Source organism: Paenibacillus sp. NPDC058367 (genome assembly GCF_042723305.1).
GTDB lineage: Bacteria > Bacillota > Bacilli > Paenibacillales > Paenibacillaceae > Paenibacillus_AQ.
The window spans coordinates 242614-267846 of sequence record NZ_JBHXIZ010000002.1; the positions used below are offsets into that span (position 1 = coordinate 242614).

At 41.8% G+C, this 25233-nt stretch carries 20 protein-coding genes; 15 read left to right on the forward strand and 5 right to left on the reverse strand.

Features of this window, described 5'->3' with window-relative positions:
• The first annotated feature begins 65 nt into the window (after positions 1-65).
• Positions 66-1055: an aldo/keto reductase family protein gene (locus tag ACFWMP_RS11625; protein WP_379423771.1), complete on the forward strand. Its 990-nt coding sequence runs from the start codon at positions 66-68 to the stop codon at positions 1053-1055.
• Between the two features lie 8 nt (positions 1056-1063).
• On the opposite strand, the gene ACFWMP_RS11630 is transcribed toward ACFWMP_RS11625, so the two are convergent.
• Entirely contained in the window at positions 1064-1963 is a 900-nt protein-coding gene (locus ACFWMP_RS11630) for a LysR family transcriptional regulator (protein ID WP_379423772.1), read from the reverse strand.
• Between the two features lie 244 nt (positions 1964-2207).
• On the opposite strand from ACFWMP_RS11630, the gene ACFWMP_RS11635 reads away from it, so the two are divergent.
• The 7 genes from ACFWMP_RS11635 (at position 2208) to ACFWMP_RS11665 (ending at position 11951) form a co-directional block, all read left to right on the forward strand.
• On the forward strand, positions 2208-3050 hold the full coding sequence (locus ACFWMP_RS11635; RefSeq protein WP_042189564.1) for a sugar phosphate isomerase/epimerase family protein: 843 nt from the start codon (positions 2208-2210) through the stop codon (positions 3048-3050).
• Between the two features lie 267 nt (positions 3051-3317).
• Entirely contained in the window at positions 3318-4817 is a 1500-nt protein-coding gene (locus ACFWMP_RS11640) for a sensor histidine kinase (protein WP_042189562.1), read from the forward strand.
• Positions 4795-5487 (forward strand): response regulator transcription factor, encoded by a 693-nt coding sequence (locus tag ACFWMP_RS11645; RefSeq protein ID WP_379423773.1) that lies wholly within the window; start codon positions 4795-4797, stop codon positions 5485-5487. The genes ACFWMP_RS11640 and ACFWMP_RS11645 overlap by 23 nt, the downstream gene beginning before the upstream one ends.
• Before the next feature lie 146 nt (positions 5488-5633).
• Complete coding sequence (locus ACFWMP_RS11650; protein WP_042189558.1) at positions 5634-7145, forward strand: S-layer homology domain-containing protein; 1512 nt, start codon at positions 5634-5636, stop codon at positions 7143-7145.
• A gap of 30 nt (positions 7146-7175) precedes the next feature.
• Positions 7176-7895, forward strand: a complete 720-nt coding sequence (locus ACFWMP_RS11655; RefSeq protein WP_379423774.1) for an ankyrin repeat domain-containing protein — start codon at positions 7176-7178, stop codon at positions 7893-7895.
• A 168-nt stretch (positions 7896-8063) separates the two neighbouring features.
• The gene (locus ACFWMP_RS11660; protein WP_379423775.1) at positions 8064-11180 is read left to right on the forward strand and encodes an ATP-binding protein; all 3117 of its coding nucleotides are present in this window, start codon (positions 8064-8066) and stop codon (positions 11178-11180) included.
• Between the two features lie 174 nt (positions 11181-11354).
• Positions 11355-11951, forward strand: a complete 597-nt coding sequence (locus ACFWMP_RS11665) for a DUF1349 domain-containing protein (protein ID WP_379423776.1) — start codon at positions 11355-11357, stop codon at positions 11949-11951.
• Positions 11952-11955: 4 nt separating this feature from the next.
• Here the strand turns inward: ACFWMP_RS11665 and ACFWMP_RS11670 are convergent, their stop codons facing one another.
• From ACFWMP_RS11670 to ACFWMP_RS11685, 4 genes are all read right to left on the reverse strand, one after another.
• The gene (locus ACFWMP_RS11670) at positions 11956-12492 is read right to left on the reverse strand and encodes a CDP-alcohol phosphatidyltransferase family protein (RefSeq protein ID WP_231573298.1); all 537 of its coding nucleotides are present in this window, start codon (positions 12490-12492) and stop codon (positions 11956-11958) included.
• A gap of 122 nt (positions 12493-12614) precedes the next feature.
• Positions 12615-14294: a type 2 periplasmic-binding domain-containing protein gene (locus ACFWMP_RS11675; RefSeq protein WP_379423777.1), complete on the reverse strand. Its 1680-nt coding sequence runs from the start codon at positions 14292-14294 to the stop codon at positions 12615-12617.
• 105 nt (positions 14295-14399) lie between these two features.
• Positions 14400-16010 (reverse strand): response regulator transcription factor, encoded by a 1611-nt coding sequence (locus ACFWMP_RS11680; RefSeq protein WP_379423778.1) that lies wholly within the window; start codon positions 16008-16010, stop codon positions 14400-14402.
• Positions 16011-16014: 4 nt separating this feature from the next.
• A complete protein-coding gene (locus ACFWMP_RS11685; RefSeq protein WP_379423779.1) occupies positions 16015-17826 on the reverse strand; it encodes a sensor histidine kinase in 1812 nt (603 codons plus the stop codon).
• 155 nt (positions 17827-17981) lie between these two features.
• On the opposite strand from ACFWMP_RS11685, the gene ACFWMP_RS11690 reads away from it, so the two are divergent.
• The 7 genes from ACFWMP_RS11690 (at position 17982) to ACFWMP_RS11720 (ending at position 25204) form a co-directional block, all read left to right on the forward strand.
• Positions 17982-18932 carry an ABC transporter permease gene (locus ACFWMP_RS11690; protein ID WP_042132288.1) on the forward strand — a complete coding sequence of 317 codons (951 nt, stop codon included), beginning with the start codon at positions 17982-17984 and terminating at the stop codon, positions 18930-18932.
• A gap of 15 nt (positions 18933-18947) precedes the next feature.
• A complete protein-coding gene (locus ACFWMP_RS11695) occupies positions 18948-19820 on the forward strand; it encodes a carbohydrate ABC transporter permease (protein WP_042129067.1) in 873 nt (290 codons plus the stop codon).
• A gap of 211 nt (positions 19821-20031) precedes the next feature.
• A complete protein-coding gene (locus ACFWMP_RS11700) occupies positions 20032-21384 on the forward strand; it encodes a sodium-dependent transporter (protein ID WP_379423780.1) in 1353 nt (450 codons plus the stop codon).
• Positions 21385-21627: 243 nt separating this feature from the next.
• Positions 21628-22299 carry a GntR family transcriptional regulator gene (locus ACFWMP_RS11705; RefSeq protein ID WP_379423781.1) on the forward strand — a complete coding sequence of 224 codons (672 nt, stop codon included), beginning with the start codon at positions 21628-21630 and terminating at the stop codon, positions 22297-22299.
• Positions 22300-22319: 20 nt separating this feature from the next.
• Complete coding sequence (locus ACFWMP_RS11710) at positions 22320-23480, forward strand: amidohydrolase (protein ID WP_379423782.1); 1161 nt, start codon at positions 22320-22322, stop codon at positions 23478-23480.
• Between the two features lie 46 nt (positions 23481-23526).
• Positions 23527-24570 carry a methionine ABC transporter ATP-binding protein gene (locus tag ACFWMP_RS11715; protein ID WP_042189539.1) on the forward strand — a complete coding sequence of 348 codons (1044 nt, stop codon included), beginning with the start codon at positions 23527-23529 and terminating at the stop codon, positions 24568-24570.
• Positions 24545-25204, forward strand: coding sequence for a methionine ABC transporter permease (locus ACFWMP_RS11720; protein ID WP_042189536.1), 660 nt, complete (start codon positions 24545-24547; stop codon positions 25202-25204). Before ACFWMP_RS11715 ends, ACFWMP_RS11720 begins: the two co-directional genes overlap by 26 nt.
• Positions 25205-25233: the final 29 nt, after the last annotated feature.

Sequence of the window (25233 nt, forward strand, 5' to 3'; positions counted from 1 at the left end):
AAGAGTATTTCTCGTATTAATATCTCTTTGTTACAATCAGATTGTTATCTAAAGGAGGGTATATATTGAACTATCGCAAATTAGGAACGAGTGGTTTACATCTAAGTGAGATTGCTTATGGTAATTGGATTACACATGGTGCTCAAGTGGACAATGATACTGCCCATGCTTGTGTTCTCGCTGCATTGGATGTAGGGATCACAACATTTGATACTGCAGATGTATATTCCGATACGAAAGCTGAGATGGTGCTGGGCCAAGCATTAAAAGGAGTGCACAGAGCTGATATTGAATTGTGTACCAAGGTGTGCCATCCCACAGGGACGGGACGTAACGCAAGAGGTCTGTCTCGCAAGCATATTATGGAGGCGTGCCATGCTTCACTGAACAGATTACAGACCGATTATATTGATATCTATTATGCGCATCGCTTTGACGCAACAGTATCCCTTGAAGAGACCTTCTTGGCTTTTTCGGATCTGGTGCGCCAAGGTAAGGTTCTCTATGTCGGGATAAGTGAGTGGACGGCGGATCAGATAGCAGAAGGTGCTGTTTTGGCGAGGGAATTGAAGGTGCCATTGGTGGCTAGTCAACCTCAATATTCGATGTTATGGCGCGTAATGGAGACGGAGGTAGTTCAAGCTTGTGAGCGGGAAGGGATTGGACAAGTGGTCTGGTCGCCGCTTGCTCAAGGGATTCTTTCAGGCAAATATATGCCAGGTCAACCATTGCCAGAGGGTTCTCGTGCTTCAACAGCTGCGGGCTCACCTTTTATGAATAAATTGGCGGGTCAATGGCTTCGGACTGAGGTGCTTGAAGCGATCTCGAATCTCTCTACCATCGCCAGCAAAGTTGGGTTGACGCTTCCGCAATTGGCTATAGCATGGGTGTTGCAAAATCCACAAGTCTCATCTGCAATTATTGGGGCATCCAAGCCTGAGCAAGTAATAGAAAATGCCAAAGCTGCGGGAGTTCGTCTGGATAGGGAAGTGATGATGCAAATCGATAGAGTGCTAGAAGGACTCGTTGAACGTGATCCTAGAAAAACGGGCTGAATATTATATCATTCACCATTAATAACTTCTGAACTCATTTGTCCTATGATCTCTAGTAACGCGGATAAGGAGGCACGATCGCAATCGGTTCTCCAAGCGGCATAAAGGGGAATCGATGGTGTGCTTTCTTCAAAGGGACGAAATGTGACACCTTCACGCTGAAAAATAGTAACTGAAGAGGGCACAATGGAAACTCCAAGATTAGCAGCTACCAAATTTACAATGGTGTACATCTGAATGGCTTCCTGTACAACATTCGGATACATGTCGTGTTGGGCGCAGAAGCTCATAATGAGGTCATGAAAAGGAGCTCCTAAATGACGTGGGAACGATATAAACGGCTCTAAAGCTAAAGAGCGAATGGATAACACCGGTAAATGAGCTAGGTGATGCTGCTCTGGCAAAACGGCAATAAGCGATTCATTGACTAAGGGACGATGGTCGATATGCTTGCCCGACTCTGTATAACGTACAAATCCAATGTGAATCGTTCCTTCATGTAAAGCCTGCCACTGCTGAGCAGACGTCATCTCATGTAATGTGAGTTGTACTTGTGGATAACGTTCCCGAAACATTTTTAACATATCGACCAATACTCCACCAGCTGCAGAATCTATAAATCCAATGTTCAAATGTCCGATAATTCCTTGATCGACTAATTGTGTTGTTTTAATAGAGCGTTCCAGTTGAGATAAAATGGATTTAGCCTCCTCTAGAAATACCGCCCCCGCTGGCGTTAGACGAACTTGTCTTTTGTTCCGTTCTAATAGTTTCACACCAATCTCATTCTCCAGAGCTTGAATTTGCTGGCTTAAGGGAGGCTGTGTCATATTCAGCTTCTCTGCTGCACGGTTAAAATGCAGTTCCTCTGCTACTGCGATAAAGTATTGCAATTTTTTTATGTCCATACTGTTCAATCTCCCTTGAAATGCTTCTCCAAGCAAGTATAAGGATCTTTGAACGAAAATGAAAGGAAGGGCTCATCGTCCCCCCATAAGCCTCTCACCCCATCTTAATTTTTGACAAAAAACATTATTGCAATTGGATCGTAGAATTTGTTAAAGGGGACTAGAGATGGTTTTATTCGAGTGCACGATGCGCTAGACTAGATATGACGAACTGTTTAGATTGGTCATAAGGGGGAGAACGACGATGATAAGAGGATTAACAACAGCAGGCTTGGGTGAACTCAGTTCTAATGAAGAATATATCAGACTTGCGAGCCAATTCGGCTTTCAGTCGATAGACGCAAATCCATTAGAGTTAGTGCAGCAGTATGGTAAGGATGGGGCTGTTCAATTGCTGGAAAGCCATGGAATCATGCTAGGATCATTTGGTTTAGTGGTAGATTGGCGCACAACAGAGGAAAGCTTTAGAGAAGGGTTGAAATCGCTTACCCAAATGGCTGAGGCCGCTGCTGCATTAAATTGTACGACATGTTGTACATATATTTTACCTTCGACAGATCTTCCGGTCGCAGCTTTTATGATTGCAGCCACAAGACGTTTAAGACTATGCGCGGAAATATTAGGCGCTTATGGAATTACATTAGCATTAGAGTTCGTAGGCCCTCATCACTTACGTACACAATGGGCAAATCCACTGATCTGGACGATGCAAGATACGTTGAGCTGGATGGAGACGATTCAAGTAAGGAACATCGGATTGTTATTGGATTCTTACCATTGGCATACGAATGGATTAACGAGTGAGGATCTGTTGAAATTACAACCGCATCAAATTGCATATGTCCATATTAATGATGCTAAACCTCTACCGATAGTGGAATTGTTAGATTTCGATCGATTGTATCCAGGAGAAGGTTCTATTGATCTCACAGGATTCTTGGGAAGCCTGAAAAAGATCGGGTATACCGGTGTGATCGCCCAAGAAGTTCTGGCGCCGGCTTCCGCGCAAAGTTCATCTGAATTATTTTCTCGTTCTAAAGCAGGCTTCGATAAAGTATTCTCATCATTGAAAAACGTACCCATATAGATTGAACTTGAAAATATTCAAAAAAGGGAAAAGTGGTCGAAGTCCAAACATTCTCTGGAGTCGCGACCAACCCGAAATAGGAAAATCATCAGATCAATCTATATAGCATTTGATGATCTCGCGTAAATTAAGTTCTATAAAAACTTCTGCCAAAGTGTTGGTAGAAGTTTTTTTCTGTTAGCAAACGCTCTCCCCATGTGATAGTATTTCACTAAAATACGGAGATGATTATTTAGCGGATCCAATGTTAGTGAGAGGGGAACAGTCGTGTCGATTCGGATAAAATTACTGTTATCTTATACGGGAATGCTAGTCGTTAGTTTACTTATCATCGTAATGACGGCAGCTTTATTTACAATTGCATCTACAGGAGATGTTCACAGTCTTCGGGATTTTTATAAAGTGCACTATCAATTAAATCCGTTGTCGGAGCAAGAGGAATCTATTTTTTTAGAATTAAAGTATTTAGCCAAGCATGACCCGGATGAATTGCAGAACAAGGATTTGTTACTGGAATATGATTTTAAGCTAAAGACTGAGAAAGCGGGACTATTTGTAAGGCGAGTGAATGACCCTGTTTTTGAATCGCGCACCTTCAATCAACCTGAATTAAAGGATGCTTTACCTCCTTACGATCTCAATAACTATCAGATTCGTAACACGTTTAATATTAAAGAAAGATTTTATGGCTATGCCAAATTTGACTTTAAATATTCGGATGGGGCGAAAGGCAGTGTTTTCGTCATCAAAGAGCATAGCCCTTTTGCGGAACTCACACGGAGGCTGCTACCGATCTTTTCATTGATATTAATTGGCGTTCTTGTGATTGCGAATGTGCTATTATATCGCTGGATTACACGAAGTGTTATTAAGCCACTGAACAAGTTAAGGGATTCCGCAGAACGAATTCAAGAGGGTGACCTCCAATTTGAACTTAACCTGCAGTCCAAAGATGAGATTGGGGAGTTAAATAAAGCGTTTGAGACGATGAGACAGAGGTTGCAAGAGTCAGTGAACCTTCGTCTGCAATATGAGGAGAATCGGAAAGAATTAATCTCAAATATTTCACATGATTTACGTACTCCGATTACGAATATTAAAGGGTTTATTGAAGGCATACGAGATGGTGTCGCCAATACACCTGAGAAGATGGACATGTACGTCGACATTATTTATAACAAAACTATTGGAATGGATAAATTGGTTGATGAATTGTTCCTTTATTCCAAGCTGGATTTGAATCAGGTTCCGTTTTCGTTCGAGGCTGTGGATATTATTGCATTCCTCGAGGATTGTATCGAAGAGATGCGCTACCATAACGAAAATAAAGGAGTTTCATTTCATCTGGACGACCATAACTCCGAGCGTATTGAGGTTATAGCAGATTTGGATAAATTAAAGCGGGTATTACTGAATGTAATTGGAAATGCGCTGAAGTATATGGACAAGCCGGACCCTTTCATCCGTTTTTCTTTGCAAGTGGATAGCGAATGGGTGACTGCTGAAGTGAAGGATAATGGAATGGGTATTGATGCCGAAGCTCTTCCACATATCTTTGAACGGTTTTATCGTGCAGAGCCTTCTCGGAACCTATCGACAGGCGGTAGCGGACTTGGTCTTGCGATAGCTCGTCAGATTATTGAAGGGCATGGTGGGTCGATATGGATGGAAAGTGAACCAGGTGTGGGATCAAGCTTGTTCTTTACTTTGAAGCGAACGACCGATGAAGGAGGATTTCATTCGCATGACAAGGATTCTGATTATTGAAGATGAGGCAACGATAGCGCAATTGGAAAAGGATTATTTTGAGCTGAACGGTTTTGCCGTTGATATATGTCATACAGGTTCTGAGGGGCTTGGGCAGGCTCTTGAAGGGGATTACAATCTTATTATCGTAGATTTGCAGTTACCTGGCATCGATGGCTTTGAATTATGCCGCCGTATTAGGGAGGCTAAGGAAGTGCCGATCTTTATCGTATCTGCGAAAAAAGAGGAGATCGATAAGCTTCGGGCGTTTAATCTCGGAGCGGATGATTATATTACGAAGCCCTTTAGTCCAAGTGAATTAGTGGCAAGAGCGAAAGCGCACCTAACTAGATATGAACGCATGCTCAGCAAGCTAGAGCCAATGGAGAAGCATGAGCTCCAAATCCGTGGAGTTCATATCGATAAAAATGCCCGCAGAGTGTTTGTACGTAATCATGAGGTTTTGTTTACCGCGCGGGAGTTCGATGTACTGGTCTTTTTAGCGAGTCATCCGAATCGGGTATTCAGCAAAGATGATTTATTCGAACGGGTCTGGGGGATGGACTCCAGCGGAGATATCGCAACGGTTACGGTTCATATTCGCAAAATACGGGAGAAGCTGGAATCGGACCCCTCGAACCCACAGTATATTGAAACAGTGTGGGGTGCGGGATACCGATTTACGGTGTAATGGCATTTTCTTGACGATTTTCGATATTTTTAAGCTCTAGTTAATACTTTATTAATAAATCGTTTCTGGGGAGTTTATTTCTTTCAATTATCATTTAGTTATAGACATGAACAACAAATAACTTAATGATCTTAGGGGGAAATATAGTGAAAATCGTAGCTAAAAAAGCAGCAGCATTAATGGTCGCAGCAACACTAGGAGCAACCTCTTTATCCTTTGCGGTGTTAAATGTACAAGCAGCACCTACATCAGGCAACATAGGAATATCCGCAGCTGCATCTAAGTTATCAGATAAAGAAATTCAAGAAGCCGTTGAAGTACTTGCGGGATTAGGTGTGTTACAGGGCTATGCAGATCATTCGATGGGTGTGAACAATCCAATCAATCGTGCAGAATTAGCGAAAATGGTAGTATTGACTTTTAAATTACAAAGCACTGAAGAGAACACTGCCCCAATCACCGATGTGAACTCGAACGTATGGTATTACAAATATGCGTCAGTACTTGTTGGTTTAGGGATAATGGAAACGGAAGATGGTAAATTTAGCCCTAATAAAACGGTAACGGATGAAGAAATCGTGCAAGTTGTATCGAAGGCGTTGAAGCGTGACGTCTTATCGGTTAACTACTGGGTTAATCAATTGAATTCTACTACTGAACCCGCAACACGTGGCGAAACAGCGGCCTTACTGAATACAGCACGTAAAGCAATGCCATCCGATAAAGCTCAAATTACAAGTGTGAAATCGATCAATGAAATTACATTAATCGTAACCTTAGATGCTCCTTTGACAGCTGAGAATGAGGTGTTTGCTAAAGTAAAAGAAGATTTTGTATTCAATGACGGTCTAACCTTAACGAATATGCCGCGGCTGAAATCGGGTTCTGTTGCAACGTACATTGTTCCTACATCGGTGCAAAAAGCTGGAACAACCTATAATTTAACGTACAAAGGTAAGAATGCAGGATCATTTGTAGGAAACGCAGCCAAGGTGGATATGACAGCAACCACTCAGGTAACCAGCGACACCTTTGAGATTGAAGCACTGAAAACAAATGGCGTCATTGACTATGGATATGTCATCTCTGCATACAGTGGTGGACGTGGTGCTAACGCATTTGTTTTGGATGAGAACAACAGAGCAAATGGCATCACGTATCAAATCATTCCTTCCATGCAAGGTAGACAAGTAACGATTACCCCAGAAGGTGGAGAATCCATCGTTGCCAAGTATGTTCCATTTACACAATCAACAGATGGTAAGATTGAGCCGAAATTCCGGCTTCCTGAAGGACAAGTCTTGAAACCGGGTGTGAAATATACCGTAACATCTGACTGGGCCAATATAGCAAATCCTTCATTCGAAGCAAAAGAAATATCTCCACTGCAAATCTCTGGCGCTGAAGCTGTCAGCGATACATCCATCAATGTATCCTTGGCTCAAGACCCTGGCGATGAATTGTTTTCGGGCCGTAGTGTACAACTAACCGCTCCAAACGGAGACAAATGGGTTGCAACCTATAAATTCTCCAGTCGTAAAGGTGCCGTAGGTGTATTCGATATTACGAATAGCGGTAAATTGGCTGCTGGGACAGTGTATACTGTAACACCACTAGGCGCATGGGCAACCTCTCAAGCCACATTCACTTCGAAATAAGGCGAGTCTACATGAAAGGTGTTGAATGTCATGCGCTTTCTCGTCTTAACACTCTTCCTCTTTATTTCAGGATGTCAGACCGATGATTTCAAGGTGTTAAACAGCCAAGAGCAGCAATCAACTCAGGAGGTGAACAATGAAATGGATAAGCTGAACCAAGCGTTGTTAGCTGCTACCCGTGAAGGGGATAAGGAGCTTATAACAAAACTATTAACAGACGGTGCAGTTATTGATGTTACAGATAATGAGGGTAGAACGCCCGCTTTAATCGCTGTACACACGAATCAACTGGATATATTCAAATTATTGCTTGAACAAGGTGCCAACATCAATATCCGCGACAATCGCTCGGATAATCCACTTCTTTATGCAGGCGCTGAAGGAATGCTTGATTTTGTGAAGGTATCTATTGCTGCAGGTGCTGATACCTCAATTGTGAATAGGTTTGGGGGGACCGCACTCATCCCTGCTGCAGACCGTGGTCATGTGGATATTGTGAAAGAACTTCTTACAAGTTCTGACGTCAATATTGATCATGTCAATAATCTGGGTTGGACTGCATTACTAGAAGCTATCATACTAGGCGATGGGGGCAAAGAACATCAGGCTATAGTGCAATTGTTAATACATCATGGTGCTGATATTCATATAGCAGATTCTAACGGAGTTAGTCCCTTACAGCATGCGCAAAATAGGGGTTATCAAGAAATGGTAGAAATGCTAATGAACAAGAGTAGTGATTCGATATAATTTTTAAAAAAGGAAACTCTGATCAATTTGGAGTTTCCTTTTTTTGTCCTTTGAAACTAGGATTACCCACCTCTATAAACCTCATAATATAGTATAATCAGACTATAATATTCAATAGTGGAAGATGGGAATATAGCACTATTAAATTTATCGAAGAATGAGGCGTACATGAGAACTTCGGAGAATAAAATTAAGTTAAGTCATATGTTATACATAGTAGTATTTATCGGTCTCTTGATTGTTGTGCGATGGGGCTGGCATAATCATTTTTCGTTGTCCAATCCACCTGCTGTGAAACAAGGTGTATTAGATTTACGTGGGGTGGATATTGAATCACTAAGCTCCTTTCCGCTGGATGGTGAATGGGAATTCTATCCTGAACAATGGGTGAACGCTACCAATATTAACAACGCTACGAAATGGCAGAGGCTTCAGGTGCCGGGTAACTGGACTTCTAAATTCAATCCAGCAGATCAAGAGAAGGCATATGGATACGGAACTTATCATTTGCGTATTCTGCTGGATCAACCCTTGTCTGAGCCGCTTAGCTTTTGGTTTCAATCGGTCTATACTGCTTCTGAAGTGGAGATTAATGGAACAGTCCTCTCACGATTCGGTAAGTTATCTGAAGAGAAAGAAGGCCATGTTTCTGTCACGAAGTCATTCTTGATCAGTTATGTACCGACAGATCAGAACCAAATGGATCTATTTGTTCGAGCGTCAAATTACGGGTCACCGTTAAAAGGAGGCATTGTTAGGTCTGTAGAGTTTGGCATTCAACATGAGATTGATACAGTCTACTGGAATTCCATTGGCTTGCAGCTAATTGTAGGGGTATTGCTCTTGATCCACGGGCTTTATTTACTGATTATTTATTTGATGGATGTGCGGAAAACAGAGTTGATTATTTTCTTTTCGATGATGGTCGCAGCAGCTGTTTCTATTGGGGTTGAGCATAATGGACTATTGTTCCGGTTTCTTCAAGTTGATTTTGCCTGGACATTGAAGCTAAAGGTTCTTTCATACATAGGGTTTTGCTTGTTCCTGTTCCTCATGGGAAGAGAGCTCTTTGGGAACCTGCGGAAAGGTAAGGCTTTTTATAGTTATATCCTCTCACTCCTCGGTTTTACCCTATTTATAATCTTTGGTCCAGAAGAGACAGTGCTGTATTCGATCGAAAAAGGGGTCTATATGATCCTGTATTACATTCCAGTATTTTGGACGGCTTATTATTTTATGAAAATGGTATTTATTCAAGCTGAGGGAGCTCTATTTTTATTATGTTCAGTGCTAGCTGTGATTAATAATATATTGTGGGCGTCTGTCTATTACGCAGGAACCTCACAATTCATGTTTTATCCTGTAGATTTAATTGCTGCACTTGCCGCTTTTTCTACTTATTGGTTTAGGAGATATTTTCATCAATCCCATCAAAATGTGTTACTGAATGCTCAATTGGCTGAATCGAACAAATTAAAGGATCGTTTTTTGGCCAATACATCTCATGAACTACGGACTCCTTTGCATGGGATTATGAATATTGCTCAGAGTGTGCTCATAAGAAAGAAACATGTACTGGATGAAGAGAGTCAACGTGACATGGAACTGCTAATAATGGTCAGTCGGCGGATGTCGCTCATGCTGAACGATTTGCTAGATGTAGTGAGATTGCAGGATAAACGGATTGTGATGAACATCAAGGTGGTGCAAGTAAGGTCCTTGGCTGAGGGCGTGCTGGATATGTTACGCTTCCTGACCGGTGAGACTAAGGTGGAGCTTCGCATGGACATTAATGAGGATTTGCCGTGTGTATATGCTGATGAGGAACGATTGGTACAGATTCTGATTAATCTAGTTCATAATGCGCTTAAGTTCACCGAACAGGGAAGTGTTGTACTGTCAGCAGAACAAGTGGATGGGCAGGTATGGATCCATGTTACGGATACAGGAATTGGTATGGATGAGGCACTGAGAAAGCGTGTATTTATGCGTTATGAACAAGGAGCTTACGGTGAAGGTGGTATCGGTCTGGGTCTTAGTATTTGTAAAGAGTTGGTTGAGCTGCACGGTAGTGAATTATTATTGCAATCGCAGCCGGGCAAGGGAAGTAAGTTCAGCTTCAAATTACCTGAAGTAAATGAGAGTGTACAGTCTTCCATTTCTGATATTCATATAGAAAAAGATACGGACCCATTGTCACCTTTCAGTGAATGGATCACTGCTGAGGTATCTACTATGGTGGCCGCCACATACTCCACGAAGGAAGTAGAGCCACTCTCGAATACAGACGCTGATATTATTCGTGTTCTGGCGGTTGACGATGATTCGGTCAATCTAAAAGTTTTGCAAAATATTTTGTCAGATGGAACATATCAGATGGTGACTGCGACTTCTGCACGTGAAGCGCTGGATAAGTTAAACCATGATCGATTCGATCTGATCATCGCTGATGTGATGATGCCGGGTATGTCTGGTTACGAAATGACTAGATTAGTCCGCGAGCGGTTTACGATATATGAATTACCTATTATTCTACTGACTGCACGCAGTGAGCGGGAAGATGTCTATGCAGGCTTCTTGGCTGGAGCAAATGACTATGTTACCAAGCCGGTAGATGCAATGGAGTTGAAGTATCGTGCCTTATCCCTTTCATCTATGAAGCGAGCGGTCAATGACCGGTTGAGGATGGAGGGTGCTTATTTACAAGCGCAGATCCATCCACACTTTCTCTTCAATACACTGAATTCGATCATGTCCTTAAGTGACTTTGATACTGCCAAAATGAGAGAGTTATCAGATGCGTTCACAGCTTATCTGCGCATAAGTTTTGACTTCTTAAATGCAGGCAAGCTCGTTACGCTGTCACAGGAGCTTGAGCTGGTGGAGAATTATATATATATCCAGCAGCAGCGTTTTGAGGAGAGACTCCATGTGGAATGGAAAGTAGATGCGAATCTTGAAATGTTGATGCCTCCGCTTACGATTCAACCACTAGTTGAGAATGCTGTTCGACATGGCGTTTTAAGTAGGGCTAAAGGTGGAACACTGCGTATTCATATTGAGACACGTGCGGATGCTGTCCATTTTAACATTGTAGACACAGGGTTGGGAATGGAAGAAGCTCAAGTCAGCAAGCTGTTAAATCCAAAAGGATATAAGAATCAAGGTATTGGACTGCTTAATACGGATAGAAGATTGACACAACTATATGGACGTGGCTTGCAAATTCAAAGTATCCCTGGTTTGGGAACTACGGTGTCATTTATCATACCTGATAAAGATTGATTGTGATCATGGGGGAACTCCTTGGAGTTATCCCTTTTTGTTGTTTTCTTTAGGAAATTATGTGAATATTTCACTATTGTTGTATCATTGATTGTAAAAATAAAAGCTACCTGCCATTATTACAGAGAAAGGAAAATTTGTAATCAAAAAATCATTCATGATAGGAGAATTAGAATGACTAATAACTTATTTGTAAACGAGACAAGAGAACAACTGAGCTGGATGAATTGCCCCGAGCGTTGGGAGTTTACAAACTTAGATGAGCTTACAATAATTGCACCACCTAAATCGGATTTTTTCCAAGACCCGGCAGGAAAACATATGGTAAGCTCAGCGCCATTCTTATCTACACCTGTTGGAGATTCATTTGAATTGACAACCAGACTTCGTGTCGAAATGCGCCATAAATATGATTCAGGATGTCTCATGTTTATGATGGACCATTATAACTGGGCCAAAATTTGCTTTGAGTTTGACGGACAGTATCCCATAATCGTGTCTGTGGTAACAAGGGAAGGGATGTCTGATGATTGTAACTCCGTACAAGTTGCTGTGGATAATCCATATTTGCGTATCACCAAGCAAAATCATTGTGTTACTTTCTCCTATTCAGAGGACGGAGCGAACTGGGCACTGATCCGATATTTTGGAATGAAGGAAGGTGCTGAATGCGTAGCAGGTGTTGTCGCGCAATCCCCGCAGGGTGAAGGCTGCTCGATGAAATTCGAGTATTTGAGTTTGTCTGAATCGAAGGGTGAAAGCCGCTTCTAATGGATCAATTTTTAATAAACAATCCTTTTCGGTCTAACTGTAATTGTTTTGAAGTGAATTGGATGATGAATTCCTCCACGGCGGATATGGTAGCAATGATACATACAAAGACATTCCAAATGGTGTGATCGATGTGGAGAAGCCATAGAGGAGTTATAAATAAGAGGAGTCCGGTCAGTTTATTGCCATAGGTGTGAATGCTTGCGTAAGTTTTGAATCTTCGGAGGGCAACTCCTATCGATGTTATACGGATGACCGCGATCATGAAGATCCATATCATGATTTCGAGCGTAAGTCCCAGAAGCGGATATAGTGTAAATAAGGAGACCGCTAACAGTATCATGTCGGCTGCGGAATCCAGTTTTGCTCCAAGGCTACTTGTTGTGTTCGTCATTCTAGCAATAGGTCCATCGATCAGATCGGTGACCCCGCAAAGGATATAAATTACAAGGAAGGCCAAACTTAGCGGCTTGAGGAATAACAACAACATTGCCAAAATGATTCTGCCAAACGTAATTCCATTGGGTATTCCCTTCATCATTCAATCCCACCTTTGTAAACGACCTTATCTTATTTCTATTTTACCAGAGGAGTGCAAATTCTATAAAAAACAAGCCGGAGCGATTGAATCACGCTCCGGCTTGTTTCTATGTTTGTTAAAGCTTATTGCGCGGATACAGACTTGAACCATTCGTTAACTTCTTTAGTGATTTGGTCACCGCCATTGGATTTCCAATTGGCAACGAATTGGTCAAAGGAGTCTACTGGCAGTTTGCCATAAATAATTTTGTTGAAAGTTTCCATTTCGGACTGACGAAGCAGGTTCCATTTGGAAACCATCGTTGGTGTAGCAGCACCAGTAAAGTAGTTTTGTTTACGAACGTCTAGTTGTGACATAACCACTTTTCCTGCCGCCCAGTTTTCTGGTTTACGGAACTCTGCCATTTGTTTTTCATAAGGTGTTACAGGTGTCTCGCCGTCAGCAAGTTTAACCAAAGTCTTCATAAACAGATCAGGAATACGGGCCGGACCTGTTAAGAATGGGAATTCATTGGAGAAGTCTTTAATCTTGTCTTTATCACTTGTTGGTTCTCCATCAATCATATCCCAGTCGTAACCTTTAGCAAAGCCATATTCATATTGACTGCCTGCAGCAGGGTTAGCTAAGTTATCAAGCAAGTAGTTATAGTACAAGAAAATAGCTTCTGGATGCTTAGCATCCTTGTTAATCATGATACTAGCATTTACACCGGAATTCTGCCATTTGGTTCCAATCAAACCATCTGGTCCTGCTGGAACCGGATAACCTTTAATCTTCGCTCCAGGTACATTCTTCATAAGATCGGGAGCTGGCCAGTCTGGAACCCAGTTGGCGCCTGGCAGAATACCAGCTGCACCTTTCGTGAAGCTCTCAGCGGATTTACCTTCATCCCAAAGGGCGGAGTCCGTGTGAATATATCCTTTATCCATCCATTCGCTAAGCTTTGCGAGTGCTTGCTTAGCACCTGGGTTAATGGAACCATATTCAAGATTGCCATCTTTATCTTTGTTCCATTGTTCCTCAATTGTACCGTATGCCCCGAATAACCAGTCTAGTTGGCCCATCCAGGTATTTGTGTTGTTTTTCAAAGAAATTGCAAGCGGGTACACATCTTTAGGCGCTAACCCATCAGGGTTTTCGTTCTTAAATTTATCCATGATGTTCTCAAGATCGGCGATGGTCTTAGGCGCTTCCAGCTTCAGCTTTTCCATCCAATCTTCACGTAACCACAAGAGCGTATCATCATTGTCGGTATATTCAAGGATCGGCAGATTGTATTTCTTACCGTCTTTAGTGAATGGGTACCAAAGTTCTGGATGTGCTGCAACGTGATCTTTCAGAATTTTGTTTGCATACTTATCAAACAACTCATCAATAGCGATGAACTGACCGGAATCAATAAGCTGATTGGTCAATACTGCGTTAGTTGGTGCAAAAACGAAATCAGGAAGCTTTTCGCCGGAAGCAATGGCAAGTTGAAGCTTTTGTCTGTATTGATCGTCATTTGCAGGATACCAAGTATCTTTATGCTTCATACCCAATGTTTCAAGCATCCAGCGATCGTGAACGTTGTTTTCTTTGGTATCACCTTGAACATACTTCTTAGGCATCAATACGGCACTGAACTCGATCGGTGGATCGTATTTGCCTTTTGCGAAAGCAGCATCTGCTTCGGATTGGGTATTATTGGTAGCGTTACCATTTTTGGCATTCTCATTAGATGTGCCGCTACTGCCACATGCTGTGAGAGAGATAAGTGCTGTGACCGTGAGAACCGACCACATTTTCTTGAACTTGATCATTCTTCAATTCCCCCTACTGTGTATGATCTTTACAAGTGTAACTTTAACAACTTGTCGGGGATGTCATCTATATGAGATTTTTAGTTTCGATAGGACTCTATCATGTTATTTGTTAGTATCTCTATATTCCTGCGGCGTTACCCCAAACTGCCGTTTGAATACTTTGATAAAATAAGCAGGGTCCATATATCCAATCTCCATGCTGATTTCATAGACTTTTTTATTGGTGGTCTTCAGCTTATGACAGGCACGATCCATCCGCAAGCGCGAGATATAATCGCTAATGCCTTCACCTGTTTCAATCTTATAAATTTTTGATAAATGGGTCGGATGGAGATTTACATGGTCAGCGAGAACACGTAATGATACATCATCATGTAAGTTCTTATCCGTATAATCTTGAATTTTCTTTACATACTCGGAACGTATGTCTTTGATTTCGTTGGATGTGCCTTCTTTTAGATTGGCTAGAACACTTAGCGACCATTTTCTTAGTTTACTAATGCTGGTAAAAGCATCCCCACTTTGTAACGCTTCTATATCGGTCCCCATTAAGTTTGCTAGCGTATGACCATTGCGATGTGCAAGATTCGTGAAAGAAGCAGTAATTAAAAAGCCAGCTTCCATGCAATGCTCCCAGGATTCAGACCATTTCTCATCCAGCTCGGCACAGACGGCAAGCAATTTCTCTTCGGCCGCATCCCAATGTCCACTCTCCAGTAGATGAATCAAAGAGGGTGGAGTATAAAGAGCGTCTAAAGGCCCTTGTGTTGAGGGAAGCTCCAAGTCACTGACCCGCATAATGAATTCTCGCTCATCTCCGACAATTTGGCGGAAAGAGGCGGAGGCCTGATGAAAACGATTCGACAGCTGCTCAGGAAACTTGAACCACTCCGTGATTACAATGGATAGTGAGCCTTTCAGAAATTGCTTGACCTTATATTGAAGTTGTAAAGAAAGCTTCTCTAATATGGATTCTTTTCCAAGGTCAGCTCCTTGTTCTTTAAGCTGGAGCAGAAACACAAGATATCCATGTTCCTCTTTAACGCCCCAGACTTCCATAAATTCTCCCATAATCTCTTCAGCCATATTAATAATCGCATATTCAATCAAGGTTTGATCGGTATTATCAAATTCTCTGAATTCTTCTTCCATTCGTACCAGCATCAATGCGGCTTCTCCGGATTGAAAGGGCAGATCGTAACTCACGAGCTTCCGTTCCCATTCACCGGCTTGAAAACGATGACCTTGTAAGGCATCCAGTAGCAATCGCCCCCGTAAAACAGGGAGGTTCTCACGGAGGGTAAACTGGGTTCGTTTAAGAGAACTTATAAGCTCCCATTCAGCATTCAATTGATTGATCGCATTTTTGACTGCTCCGAGCAATTCGTCATCAGTCGGCGGTTTAAGCAAGTAATCCACGGTCTTGTTCTGAAGTGCTTTTTTGGCATAATCGAATTCTGAATGGCCGGATAAAATAATACATTTAATTTTTTTGTTATGTTTTCTTATCCGCTCTATCAATTCGATTCCCGTCATTTCTGGCATTTGAATATCTGAGATTACTATATCAATGGGATGCGTATCGATAATTTGTAGCGCTTCACGTGCGGAATAAGCTTTATGCACATGTTCAATTCCTAGCGTATGCCAGGGTTTAGTCATGGAAAGATTATCTACCCAGTGTGCTTCGTCGTCTACTATGATCATCTGCATGTTGTTAGTCTCCTTGATGTTCCTTTAATTTATAACTATCATCCTCAATTGGGATTTCCCAGATAATTTCTGTTCGGAATCCACCGAGAGGGGATGGCTTGAAGGTAAGACTTGAATGATTGCCGAACAGGTGAATGATCCGCTGATTTGTATTCCAAAGACCACAACCCATTTCCTCCTGCAAAGGCTCCTGCATTTTACGGTTTAATGCTTCTAGCTGATCGGGATTCAAGCCAGGACCATCGTCATCGATATAAATTCTACAGAAACCGTTTGACTTCTCACCACTAATCTTGATCTCACCTGATGAATAGGACTTCGCTACTCCATGAATCACAGAATTCTCCACCATAGGTTGAAGCATTAGGCGAGGTACAGATTGGCTAAGCATATCCTCAGGAATATCAATATGATAATCAATTCTGCCATTACGCAGTTTCTGGATATCTAAATAGTTGACCAAGAGCTTGATTTCTTCCTCCAAAGAAGCCGTCTCCCGTTCCATCCGGGTGGTATAACGATAGTAAGCACTTAGATTATAAGCCATTGAGACGACTGCGTCCTCATCTTTCATCTGGGCCATATTGATAATATAACCAAGACAGTTATAGAGAAAATGTGGATTAATTTGCGCTTGAAGCTGCTTGAGGGTAGCTTCTCTAGCACGGATCTTTTCATTAAATACATTTTCTATCAGGTCTTGAATTTGATGGGACATATCGTTAAAACGACGGAACAGAAACGAAAACTCATTTTGCTCATTGCTATGAAGCCGTACGGAGTAATCTCCTTGCTGTACGCGCTGTAAACCACTGACTAGTTTTTTAATCGGATATTGAACGTTTCTATACAGCAGAATGGAAGAGGATACTCCCACAACAAACAGCAGAATCATTGTGATATAGAATAAATCTCGACTAAGAGAAATCGGTTTGAGAATTTGATAAAGGGGGACAACATCTACTAGATGCCAATCCAAAGAGGCTGATTTCACAGAACTGACCAAATAGTTCTTCCCATTTAGCTTCACTACATCCTGAGTTGTATTCTCCGGAGAGTGATTATCCAGGTAATTAACTAGTTCGTCGGATAGCTGCTTGTCCGCGCTACGGTTGAGGATCGGTTTCTCCCCTTTGTGATAGAAGAACGGATCGCCTTGCCCACCTGCTTTGTACGAATCGAGCATGTTCTGAATGTTCGTATAACTGAAGCTGGCTTCAATGACTAGGCTACTTCCTGTTAATGTCCCCGGCTGAGCTAAGGAATCCGTTAAGAACCAGTAAAAGGATTTTAAATCGCCTTGAGATTCCACACCATGATCACCATACGTCCATCTTCCGCTCATATTTGCTTTTAAATAATCCTCATCATACCCGATGGGTCTGTCGTAATTGGCGATGACATCTTTATTCTGCTGTGAATGAACGGCGTATCTGGTCGGCCAAATATCTGTAACCCCAGCTTGAAGCACCATCTTTTCCTGGAGAATATATCTGGTCTGCATCTGATCATATCGATCTTCCCATACATTTAGTCCATTGAATGCCCTGACGTTGGGATCTCTTGAGAGAATAAGGGTGAAGTCCATCATCTGATTAATTCGAGAATCGATCTGATTGGATAAAAAAGTGAGTTGTTTCGTATTGGACGTCTGCAACTCTTTGCCAACAACCTCGAAGGTGACGTTATTTGAAAAGGTATACATGATAATGATGGGAATGAATAGGAGTATGATCAAGCTGTTTATTTTGGCAAACAGACTAAACCGAGATTGTAAGTTTCCTCTAAGTATTGTAAAGCGCTTCCATAAATTCATAAATGCCCCTCCAGATGTTGTCCTAATAAAACCCTATCAAGCCTAACAATGTTATATAGTCAAACCTGAGAAACGCCTGATACTATTTATAGCAGAGATCCCCATCACACACAAAATATTTTTTTTGGGAACAGGAGAGAGCTATGGAGGCTAATATGGAGGTTAACTCGATACCACAGGCGAGCCTAGAAAGTCAGCCGAGTAAAAAAAGAAAAAAAGGCTTTAATCAACCATGGATTCTCCATTTTATGGTGTTGCCAGCGGCAATCATGGTTTTTATTTTTTCTTATATTCCGATGTCCGGAATTCTTATGGCATTTCAAGACTATAAACCTGCACTAGGTTTTTTTGATTCCGAGTGGGTCGGACTTAAGCATTTCAGGTACATGTGGGAGAATGATTATTTCCTGTCCATTACGTGGAATACGTTATTTTTTGCTTGCTCTAAAATTGTTTTGAACTTGATTATTCCGTTTATCTTCGCCTTATTGCTTAATGAGGTAAGAAGAATGGGCCTTAAAAGAACTATTCAAACACTCGTTTATCTTCCGCACTTTCTGTCTTGGGTTACACTTTCAGGGATTCTCATTGATATCCTTGCTCAGACAGGTATTGTCAATCAATTCCTCACATCTGTATTCGGCATCAAGCCGATTTTCTTCCTAGGAGACGGCAACTGGTTCAGGTTCACTATCATTGCTAGTGATGTTTGGAAAGAGTTTGGTTTCAATACGATTATCTTTTTAGCGGCACTTTCGGGTATCAATCCATCACTTTATGAAGCTGCTGAAGTGGATGGGGCGGGGCGTTGGAAACAAACGATGTATATCACAATTCCTGCGTTAATCCCAATCGCTATCGTAATCGCCACCTTGGCACTGGGTAATGTGCTCAACGCAAACTTTGACCAGATCTTTAACTTGTACAGTCCATTGATCTATCAGCAGGGAGATATCATTGATACTTTCGTGTATAGAGAAGGTCTACTAAGCGGACAGTTCAGTTTCGCAACCGCAGTTAATCTATTCAAATCGTTAATTAGCTTAGTCTTAATTGTAGTCTCTTACCGACTTGCTTATAGATTTGCAGGGTACAGAATTTTCTAGAAAGGATGACAACTGATGTACCATAAAACAATTCCATATCGAATATTCAGTATTATCAATAATGTGTGCTTGACTATCCTTTCCGTGCTCTGCCTGCTACCTTTGTACCACTTACTCATGGTATCTCTTAGTGCATCCGCACCTGCTAATGCTGGATTAGTCACATTCTGGCCGATTGGCTTTACCTTTGAAGCCTATGCAAAGACGTTTAATAATGTCAATTTCCTTAACTCCTTGTGGGTGTCTGTGGAACGGACAGTACTCGGAACAGGACTAGCGCTGGTAGTAAATACGGTTGCAGCTTATGCGCTGTCTAAGGAAACAAGAGTCTTTCGTGCAAGAAACGTTTATCTTTGGTATTTTGTTGTCACCATGCTGTTCAGCGGTGGTCTGATACCGGGTTACATTCTAATTCTGAAGCTTGGTCTTATGAATTCATTGATGGCACTTATTCTTCCTGGATTAGTTGCTGTATTTAACATCATTTTGCTTCTGAATTTCTTCCGTACCGTACCTAAAGATCTTGAGGAAGCAGCTTTTATTGATGGGGCAGGACACTTTCAGACCTTTGTGAAAATATATTTACCGGTCTCCTTACCTGTTATTGCAACCGTCTCTCTATTCCTTATGGTAGGACACTGGAACGCTTATTTTGACGGTATTATTTATATCAGAGATGCAGACAAGCTTCCGCTAGCGACGTTTATGCAGACGATTATCGTTCAGGCAGATATGTCTAAGCTTGATCCGGCAGCCGTTGCTAATTTATCACAACGAACCATCCGGGCCTCGCAGATTTTTATAAGTGCTTTGCCAATTCTATTGGTTTATCCATTCCTGCAACGTTTCTTTGTAACTGGGATTGTGGTAGGTGCTGTAAAAGAATAATCTCTTTTTAGAAAAAGAGTTTGAAGAAGGAGCTACGGTTCTAGTCCAAGACTAGAACATGTAGCTCTTTTTTTATTTAGATGGATTTCATGGCTAAATTGGATAATTATTGAAAACAATAAAAATATTCAGAAAATTTTCATATGACGATCAAGCTAACATAGGCTATAATGAGGTCTAAAAAAGAAAAAAAAGAAAACGGGGCATAAGAATGAATCAATTTAAAGGTGAAAAAAATCTTCTCTCAGAGAAGAAGGAGCGTTTCTCTTCCGCCGGCTTTATTTTCGCAGCGATTGGGAGCTCAGTAGGACTGGGGAATATGTGGAAATTTCCGTATATCACTGGGGAAAATGGGGGAGCGGCTTTCTTCCTTCTCTTCATTGTATGTTTAGTGTTGATCGGTTTACCCGTATTGTTGGCAGAGTTGGCCATCGGTCGTAGCGGACGTGGAAGCGCGGCTACTGCATTTGTACGTGCCGGAGGCGGGAAGAACTGGATGGCAGTCGGATTTCTGCAAGTCCTTGCACCATTTTTAATTCTTTCCTTTTATATCATTGTTGCAGGATGGACGTTGAACTACGCAATGATTGCCTTCAATGGACAATTGTTCAGTTCCAGTAATTATGCAGGTGAATTCAGCTCCTTTATATCTGGACCTATGCCAATTGTTTGGCAGGGGATAGCAATCCTTATAACGGCGGGTGTTGTTATTCTTGGAGTATCAGGCGGGATCGAGAAATTTAATAAGGTATTGATTCCTGGTCTGGTTGTTCTCCTAATTGTATTGATGATTCGTGCGGTTACCTTACCAGGTGCAAACGAAGGAGTAGCCTTTTTCCTAAAACCAGACTTTTCGGTGCTGACGGCGGAATCTGCGTTAGTCGCTTTGGGACATGCTTTCTTTTCATTGTCGCTTGGGATGGGAATTCTCCTGACTTACGGCTCTTATGTGGATAAAAAACAATCGCTAGGAACTGCTGCACTCGCAGTCGGGGCAGGAGATTTGTTATATGCGTTTATCGCAGGATTGATTATTTTTCCGACGACATTCTCATTTGGCATTGCTCCTGATCAAGGTCCTTCGCTAATTTTCATTGCTTTACCAGCAGCTTTCTCAGCAATGCCATTTGGTGCATTCTTTGGTGGTTTGTTCTTTATCTTGCTGGCGATTGCCGCTTTAACTTCTGCCGTATCTCTGCTTGAGGTGCCTGTATCTTTCGCGATGGAGCGCTGGAATTGGAGCCGGAAACGTTCAGTTTGGATTTTGTCATTAGTATGTTTCCTCCTCAGTGTTCCTTCGGCGATGTCACTGGGAATGGTCCCTGAGCTATCGTTTGGCGGCAAAGCGTTGTTCGATTGGGTGGATTTTGTAACTTCTAACATTATGTTGCCACTAGGCGGTCTGTTGGTTACCATCTTTGCCGGTTATTTCTGGAAAGGGGCAGCAGAAGCGGCTGGGCTTAAGGCAGGTTGGTTCCGCGTTTGGTTATTTATGCTCCGGTATGTTGCGCCGATTCTGGTGTTCTTGGTGTTGCTTCATACTTCAGGGATTATTAAATTTTAATTTAATTCAATTTCTAAAAAATCATCAAAAAAAGCTCTACGACCCTTGTGGTTGTAGAGCTTTTTTTGATATTGAAGATAAATACATTATTCCTCTAAATCCTACTTGACTAGGTGGATTAATTGGAATATAGTATAAAAAAAGATTGCACGAATCAATTCAAAACTAATAATTGTATACAATTATACAAATATATTGTTGAGGCTCTTGCCCGACAGATTATCGATGAGGAGCTACATAAATATGGCGATACGATCACGTAGGTTGTCAAAGGATAATACCTATGATGCATTAAAACAAAAAATTATTGATAGTGAATTAGAGCCGAATCAACCTGTACATGAAGAAAATTTGGCAGCGTTACTAGGGGTTAGTCGTACTCCACTAAGAGAGGCAATACAGAGATTGGAGAACGAGGATTTTCTCATTCGACAGCCAAATGGAAGACTGCGGGTGGCTTCTGTGACACTCAAAGAGGTTGAAGAAATATTCCAAATTCGCAGCATGCTTGAAGGCTATATCGCAAGAAATGCAGCTAAGCATGCTACAGAGAACGATATTGTTAATTTAACGACGATGATTACAAAAATGAAACACTCCTTCCAACTTGGCGACAATCAGAATTTTGTAACCTATGGATTTGAGTTCCATGATTATTTATCAGAAATCAGCGAACTAAAAACATTCGAGAAAGTTCTGAATCAATTAAGAGATCATTCCCTTCGCTATTGTAGATTCGTCTCCATGCATGGAGATTGGAATACACAGGCGGATGAAGAACATGATCTTATCTTGCAAATGATCGCTGACCACAATGAAGATGGCGCTGAAAAAGCAATGCGAAATCATATTTTAAGCAGTCTAGCTACTGCACTTGACCGGATTAAAGGTATTGAAGAAAAGTTGGAAGCATAAAGAAAGGGGAGCACTTTACTATGAATATACTTAATGAGGTTGATCAAGCATTAGCGAATCAATTAATTGATGTTCGTAGAAACCTACATAGAGAGCCTGAATTAGCTTATGAAGAATTTAAGACCACAGAGAAATTACGGGAATGGCTGACCCATGCCAATATTCATATTCTAGACCTTCCTTTACAAACCGGACTTATCGCAGAGATCGGACAAGGTAATGGACCTGTTGTAGCTATTCGCTGTGATATTGATGCACTTCCGATAGAGGAACAGACTGGATTATCTTTTGCTTCTGAGATTCCTGGAAAAATGCATGCTTGTGGGCACGATTTTCACACGGCTACGATTCTAGGAGCTGCCTTATTGTTAAAGGCACGTGAAAGTGAATTGCCTGGCAAGGTTATAGTATTGTTCCAACCAGCAGAAGAAACAGGGCATGGAGCGGAGAGTGTCTTAGCATCAGGAGGACTCAAAGGTGTTGACGCTATATTCGGTTTACATAATTCACCAGACCTGCCTACAGGAGCTTTTGGAACAAGAACAGGAGCTTTAACTGCAGGTGTTGATCGGTTTGAAATTACGATAAAAGGTGTCGGCGCTCATGCTGCTTATCCTGAAAAAGGTGTGGATTCCATTGTCACTGCGGCTCAGATCATTACCTCGCTACAAACCATCGTAAGCCGTCAAAATAGTACCACTGAACCGGTTGTGTTAAGTGTCACCAGAATTAATGGGGGCTTCACATGGAATGTCCTGCCGGAAAAAGTGGAATTAGAAGGTACGGTGCGAACTTACAATGAAGAGATTCGTCGCCAGATTCCAATCCAAATGACCCGAATCATCGAAGGAATTGCTGCAGCTGCTGGGGCAGAGGCTAAGCTACATTGGTATCCAGGACCACCAGCAACGATTAATCATGGCGAATGGGCTGACTTTACCAAAGAGGTCGCTTCAGATGCCGGATATATAGTACATGACATCCCACCGCAAATGGGAGGAGAAGATTTCTCCTTTTATTTACAACAGATACCGGGTGCTTTTGTAAATATAGGATCAGGCCCAGCCTATGCTTTACATCACCCTCGATTCGATGTGGATGAAGCTGCGATTTTACCCGCTGCGAAGTACTTCGCTTTATTGGCAGAACAAGCGCTGGTGAAGCTACAAGTCAAAGCTTAATTGATCTCCTAGACCTAAATCCTAAAGATGATTGAGAGGAATGTATATGATTGAACTAAAGCAGGTTTCCAAAACGTTCACTCGGAAAGGAATCACGATTGATGCTCTTAAAGGGATCGATTTAAAGGTCGATAAAGGCGATATCTTTGGCGTTATCGGCTATAGTGGTGCGGGGAAAAGTACATTAATTCGTTTAGTCAATTATTTGGAAAGACCTACTGAAGGACAGGTCTTCGTTGCTGGGCGTGATTTAGGAACCTATAACGATAAAGAGTTACGGGCGGCTAAGAAGAATATCGGCATGATTTTTCAACATTTTAATCTATTAGAATCTAAAAAAGTATTTGATAATGTAGCGATTCCTCTAGTTCTCTTAAAAAAGAATAAGAATGAAATCCGCCAGCGTGTACAAGAGTTGCTAGAGTTTGTTGGATTAAGTGACAAAGCAGGGAGTTACCCTAGTGAATTATCAGGTGGACAGAAGCAGCGGGTCGGGATTGCCAGAGCGCTTGCCTCGAATCCATCCATCCTATTATGTGATGAAGCGACTTCTGCCTTAGATCCACAGACGACACATTCTATCTTACAGCTATTAAAAAAAATCAATGCAGAGTACAACATTACTGTGATGATCATTACACATGAAATGTCTGTCATTCAAGAGATTTGCAACAAGGTGGCGGTGATGGAAGAGGGCCGAATTATTGAGCAAGGAAGTGTTCTAGATGTATTCGGTAGTCCGAAGCATAAGACCACACAAAATTTTGTGAAGACGGTTATTCAGAACAGCATTACGCCAAGCGTCCAAAAATCCATCAAAACAGAACCCGGAAGTGTTCTTTATAAACTTAATTTTGTTGGAGAAAGCGCCTCTGAGCCTATCCTGTTCGAGATGATTCGATCCTTCGATATGAAGGTCAATATTTTATTTGCGAACACGACCGAGATTCAGGAAACGACACTGGGTACAGTAATTATTCAATGCAGTGGAGATACAGCTGAGATTAACAATGCGTTATCTTTCTTAAAACGTCATGGAGTCGGTGTAGAGGAGGTAGAATCTAATGTTTTCGACCACATTAACAGGTGATCAATTTCTGCAGGCGATTATTGAAACGATTCAGATGGTTGGCGTCTCCTTGTTTGTTGGCTCATTGATAGGGATACCCTTTGGGATATTGCTTGTAATCACTCGTCCTGGTGGGGTTTTGGAGAACAAAGCGCTTTACGCCATACTAAATCCGATCATCAACATTATACGCTCTCTGCCTTTTATTATTTTACTTGTAGCGATTGTACCTTTCACACGTTTAATTGTTCATACTTCGATTGGGACAAGCGCAGCGATCGTACCTTTAATTATCTATATCGCACCTTATATTGGCCGTTTGGTAGAGAACTCCTTGCTTGAAGTAAACCCGGGAATTCTTGAAGCTGCTGAAGCGATGGGGGCTACGCCATTTCAAGTGATTTGGTACTTTTTGTTGCCAGAGGCGGTTGGATCATTAATTCTGTCTTTGACAACGGCGACGATCGGGTTGATCGGTGCAACTGCAATGGCTGGAACGGTAGGGGGCGGCGGTGTCGGCGACTTGGCGATTGTATATGGATATCAACGTTTTGATACGGTTGTCGTGGTAGCTACTGTTGTTATTCTCATTATTTTAGTGCAAGGCATTCAATCTTTAGGCAACACGCTAGCAAGAAAAATTCGCCGTTATTAGTCATTACATATTCCGGGAGGGAGTTTGGC

What these genes read in the sequence shown, in the direction of transcription:
- ACFWMP_RS11630 (WP_379423772.1), bottom strand. Translation starts at nt 1,963, where the DNA reads ATGGACATAAAAAAATTGCAATACTTTATCGCAGTAGCAGAGGAACTG.
- ACFWMP_RS11635 (WP_042189564.1), top strand. Translation starts at nt 2,208, where the DNA reads ATGATAAGAGGATTAACAACAGCAGGCTTGGGTGAACTCAGTTCTAAT.
- ACFWMP_RS11645 (WP_379423773.1), top strand. Translation starts at nt 4,795, where the DNA reads ATGACAAGGATTCTGATTATTGAAGATGAGGCAACGATAGCGCAATTG.
- ACFWMP_RS11655 (WP_379423774.1), top strand. Translation starts at nt 7,176, where the DNA reads ATGCGCTTTCTCGTCTTAACACTCTTCCTCTTTATTTCAGGATGTCAG.
- ACFWMP_RS11660 (WP_379423775.1), top strand. Translation starts at nt 8,064, where the DNA reads ATGAGAACTTCGGAGAATAAAATTAAGTTAAGTCATATGTTATACATA.
- ACFWMP_RS11665 (WP_379423776.1), top strand. Translation starts at nt 11,355, where the DNA reads ATGACTAATAACTTATTTGTAAACGAGACAAGAGAACAACTGAGCTGG.
- ACFWMP_RS11670 (WP_231573298.1), bottom strand. Translation starts at nt 12,492, where the DNA reads ATGATGAAGGGAATACCCAATGGAATTACGTTTGGCAGAATCATTTTG.
- ACFWMP_RS11675 (WP_379423777.1), bottom strand. Translation starts at nt 14,294, where the DNA reads ATGATCAAGTTCAAGAAAATGTGGTCGGTTCTCACGGTCACAGCACTT.
- ACFWMP_RS11680 (WP_379423778.1), bottom strand. Translation starts at nt 16,010, where the DNA reads ATGCAGATGATCATAGTAGACGACGAAGCACACTGGGTAGATAATCTT.
- ACFWMP_RS11685 (WP_379423779.1), bottom strand. Translation starts at nt 17,826, where the DNA reads ATGAATTTATGGAAGCGCTTTACAATACTTAGAGGAAACTTACAATCT.
- ACFWMP_RS11690 (WP_042132288.1), top strand. Translation starts at nt 17,982, where the DNA reads ATGGAGGTTAACTCGATACCACAGGCGAGCCTAGAAAGTCAGCCGAGT.
- ACFWMP_RS11695 (WP_042129067.1), top strand. Translation starts at nt 18,948, where the DNA reads ATGTACCATAAAACAATTCCATATCGAATATTCAGTATTATCAATAAT.
- ACFWMP_RS11700 (WP_379423780.1), top strand. Translation starts at nt 20,032, where the DNA reads ATGAATCAATTTAAAGGTGAAAAAAATCTTCTCTCAGAGAAGAAGGAG.
- ACFWMP_RS11705 (WP_379423781.1), top strand. Translation starts at nt 21,628, where the DNA reads ATGGCGATACGATCACGTAGGTTGTCAAAGGATAATACCTATGATGCA.
- ACFWMP_RS11710 (WP_379423782.1), top strand. Translation starts at nt 22,320, where the DNA reads ATGAATATACTTAATGAGGTTGATCAAGCATTAGCGAATCAATTAATT.
- ACFWMP_RS11715 (WP_042189539.1), top strand. Translation starts at nt 23,527, where the DNA reads ATGATTGAACTAAAGCAGGTTTCCAAAACGTTCACTCGGAAAGGAATC.
- ACFWMP_RS11720 (WP_042189536.1), top strand. Translation starts at nt 24,545, where the DNA reads ATGTTTTCGACCACATTAACAGGTGATCAATTTCTGCAGGCGATTATT.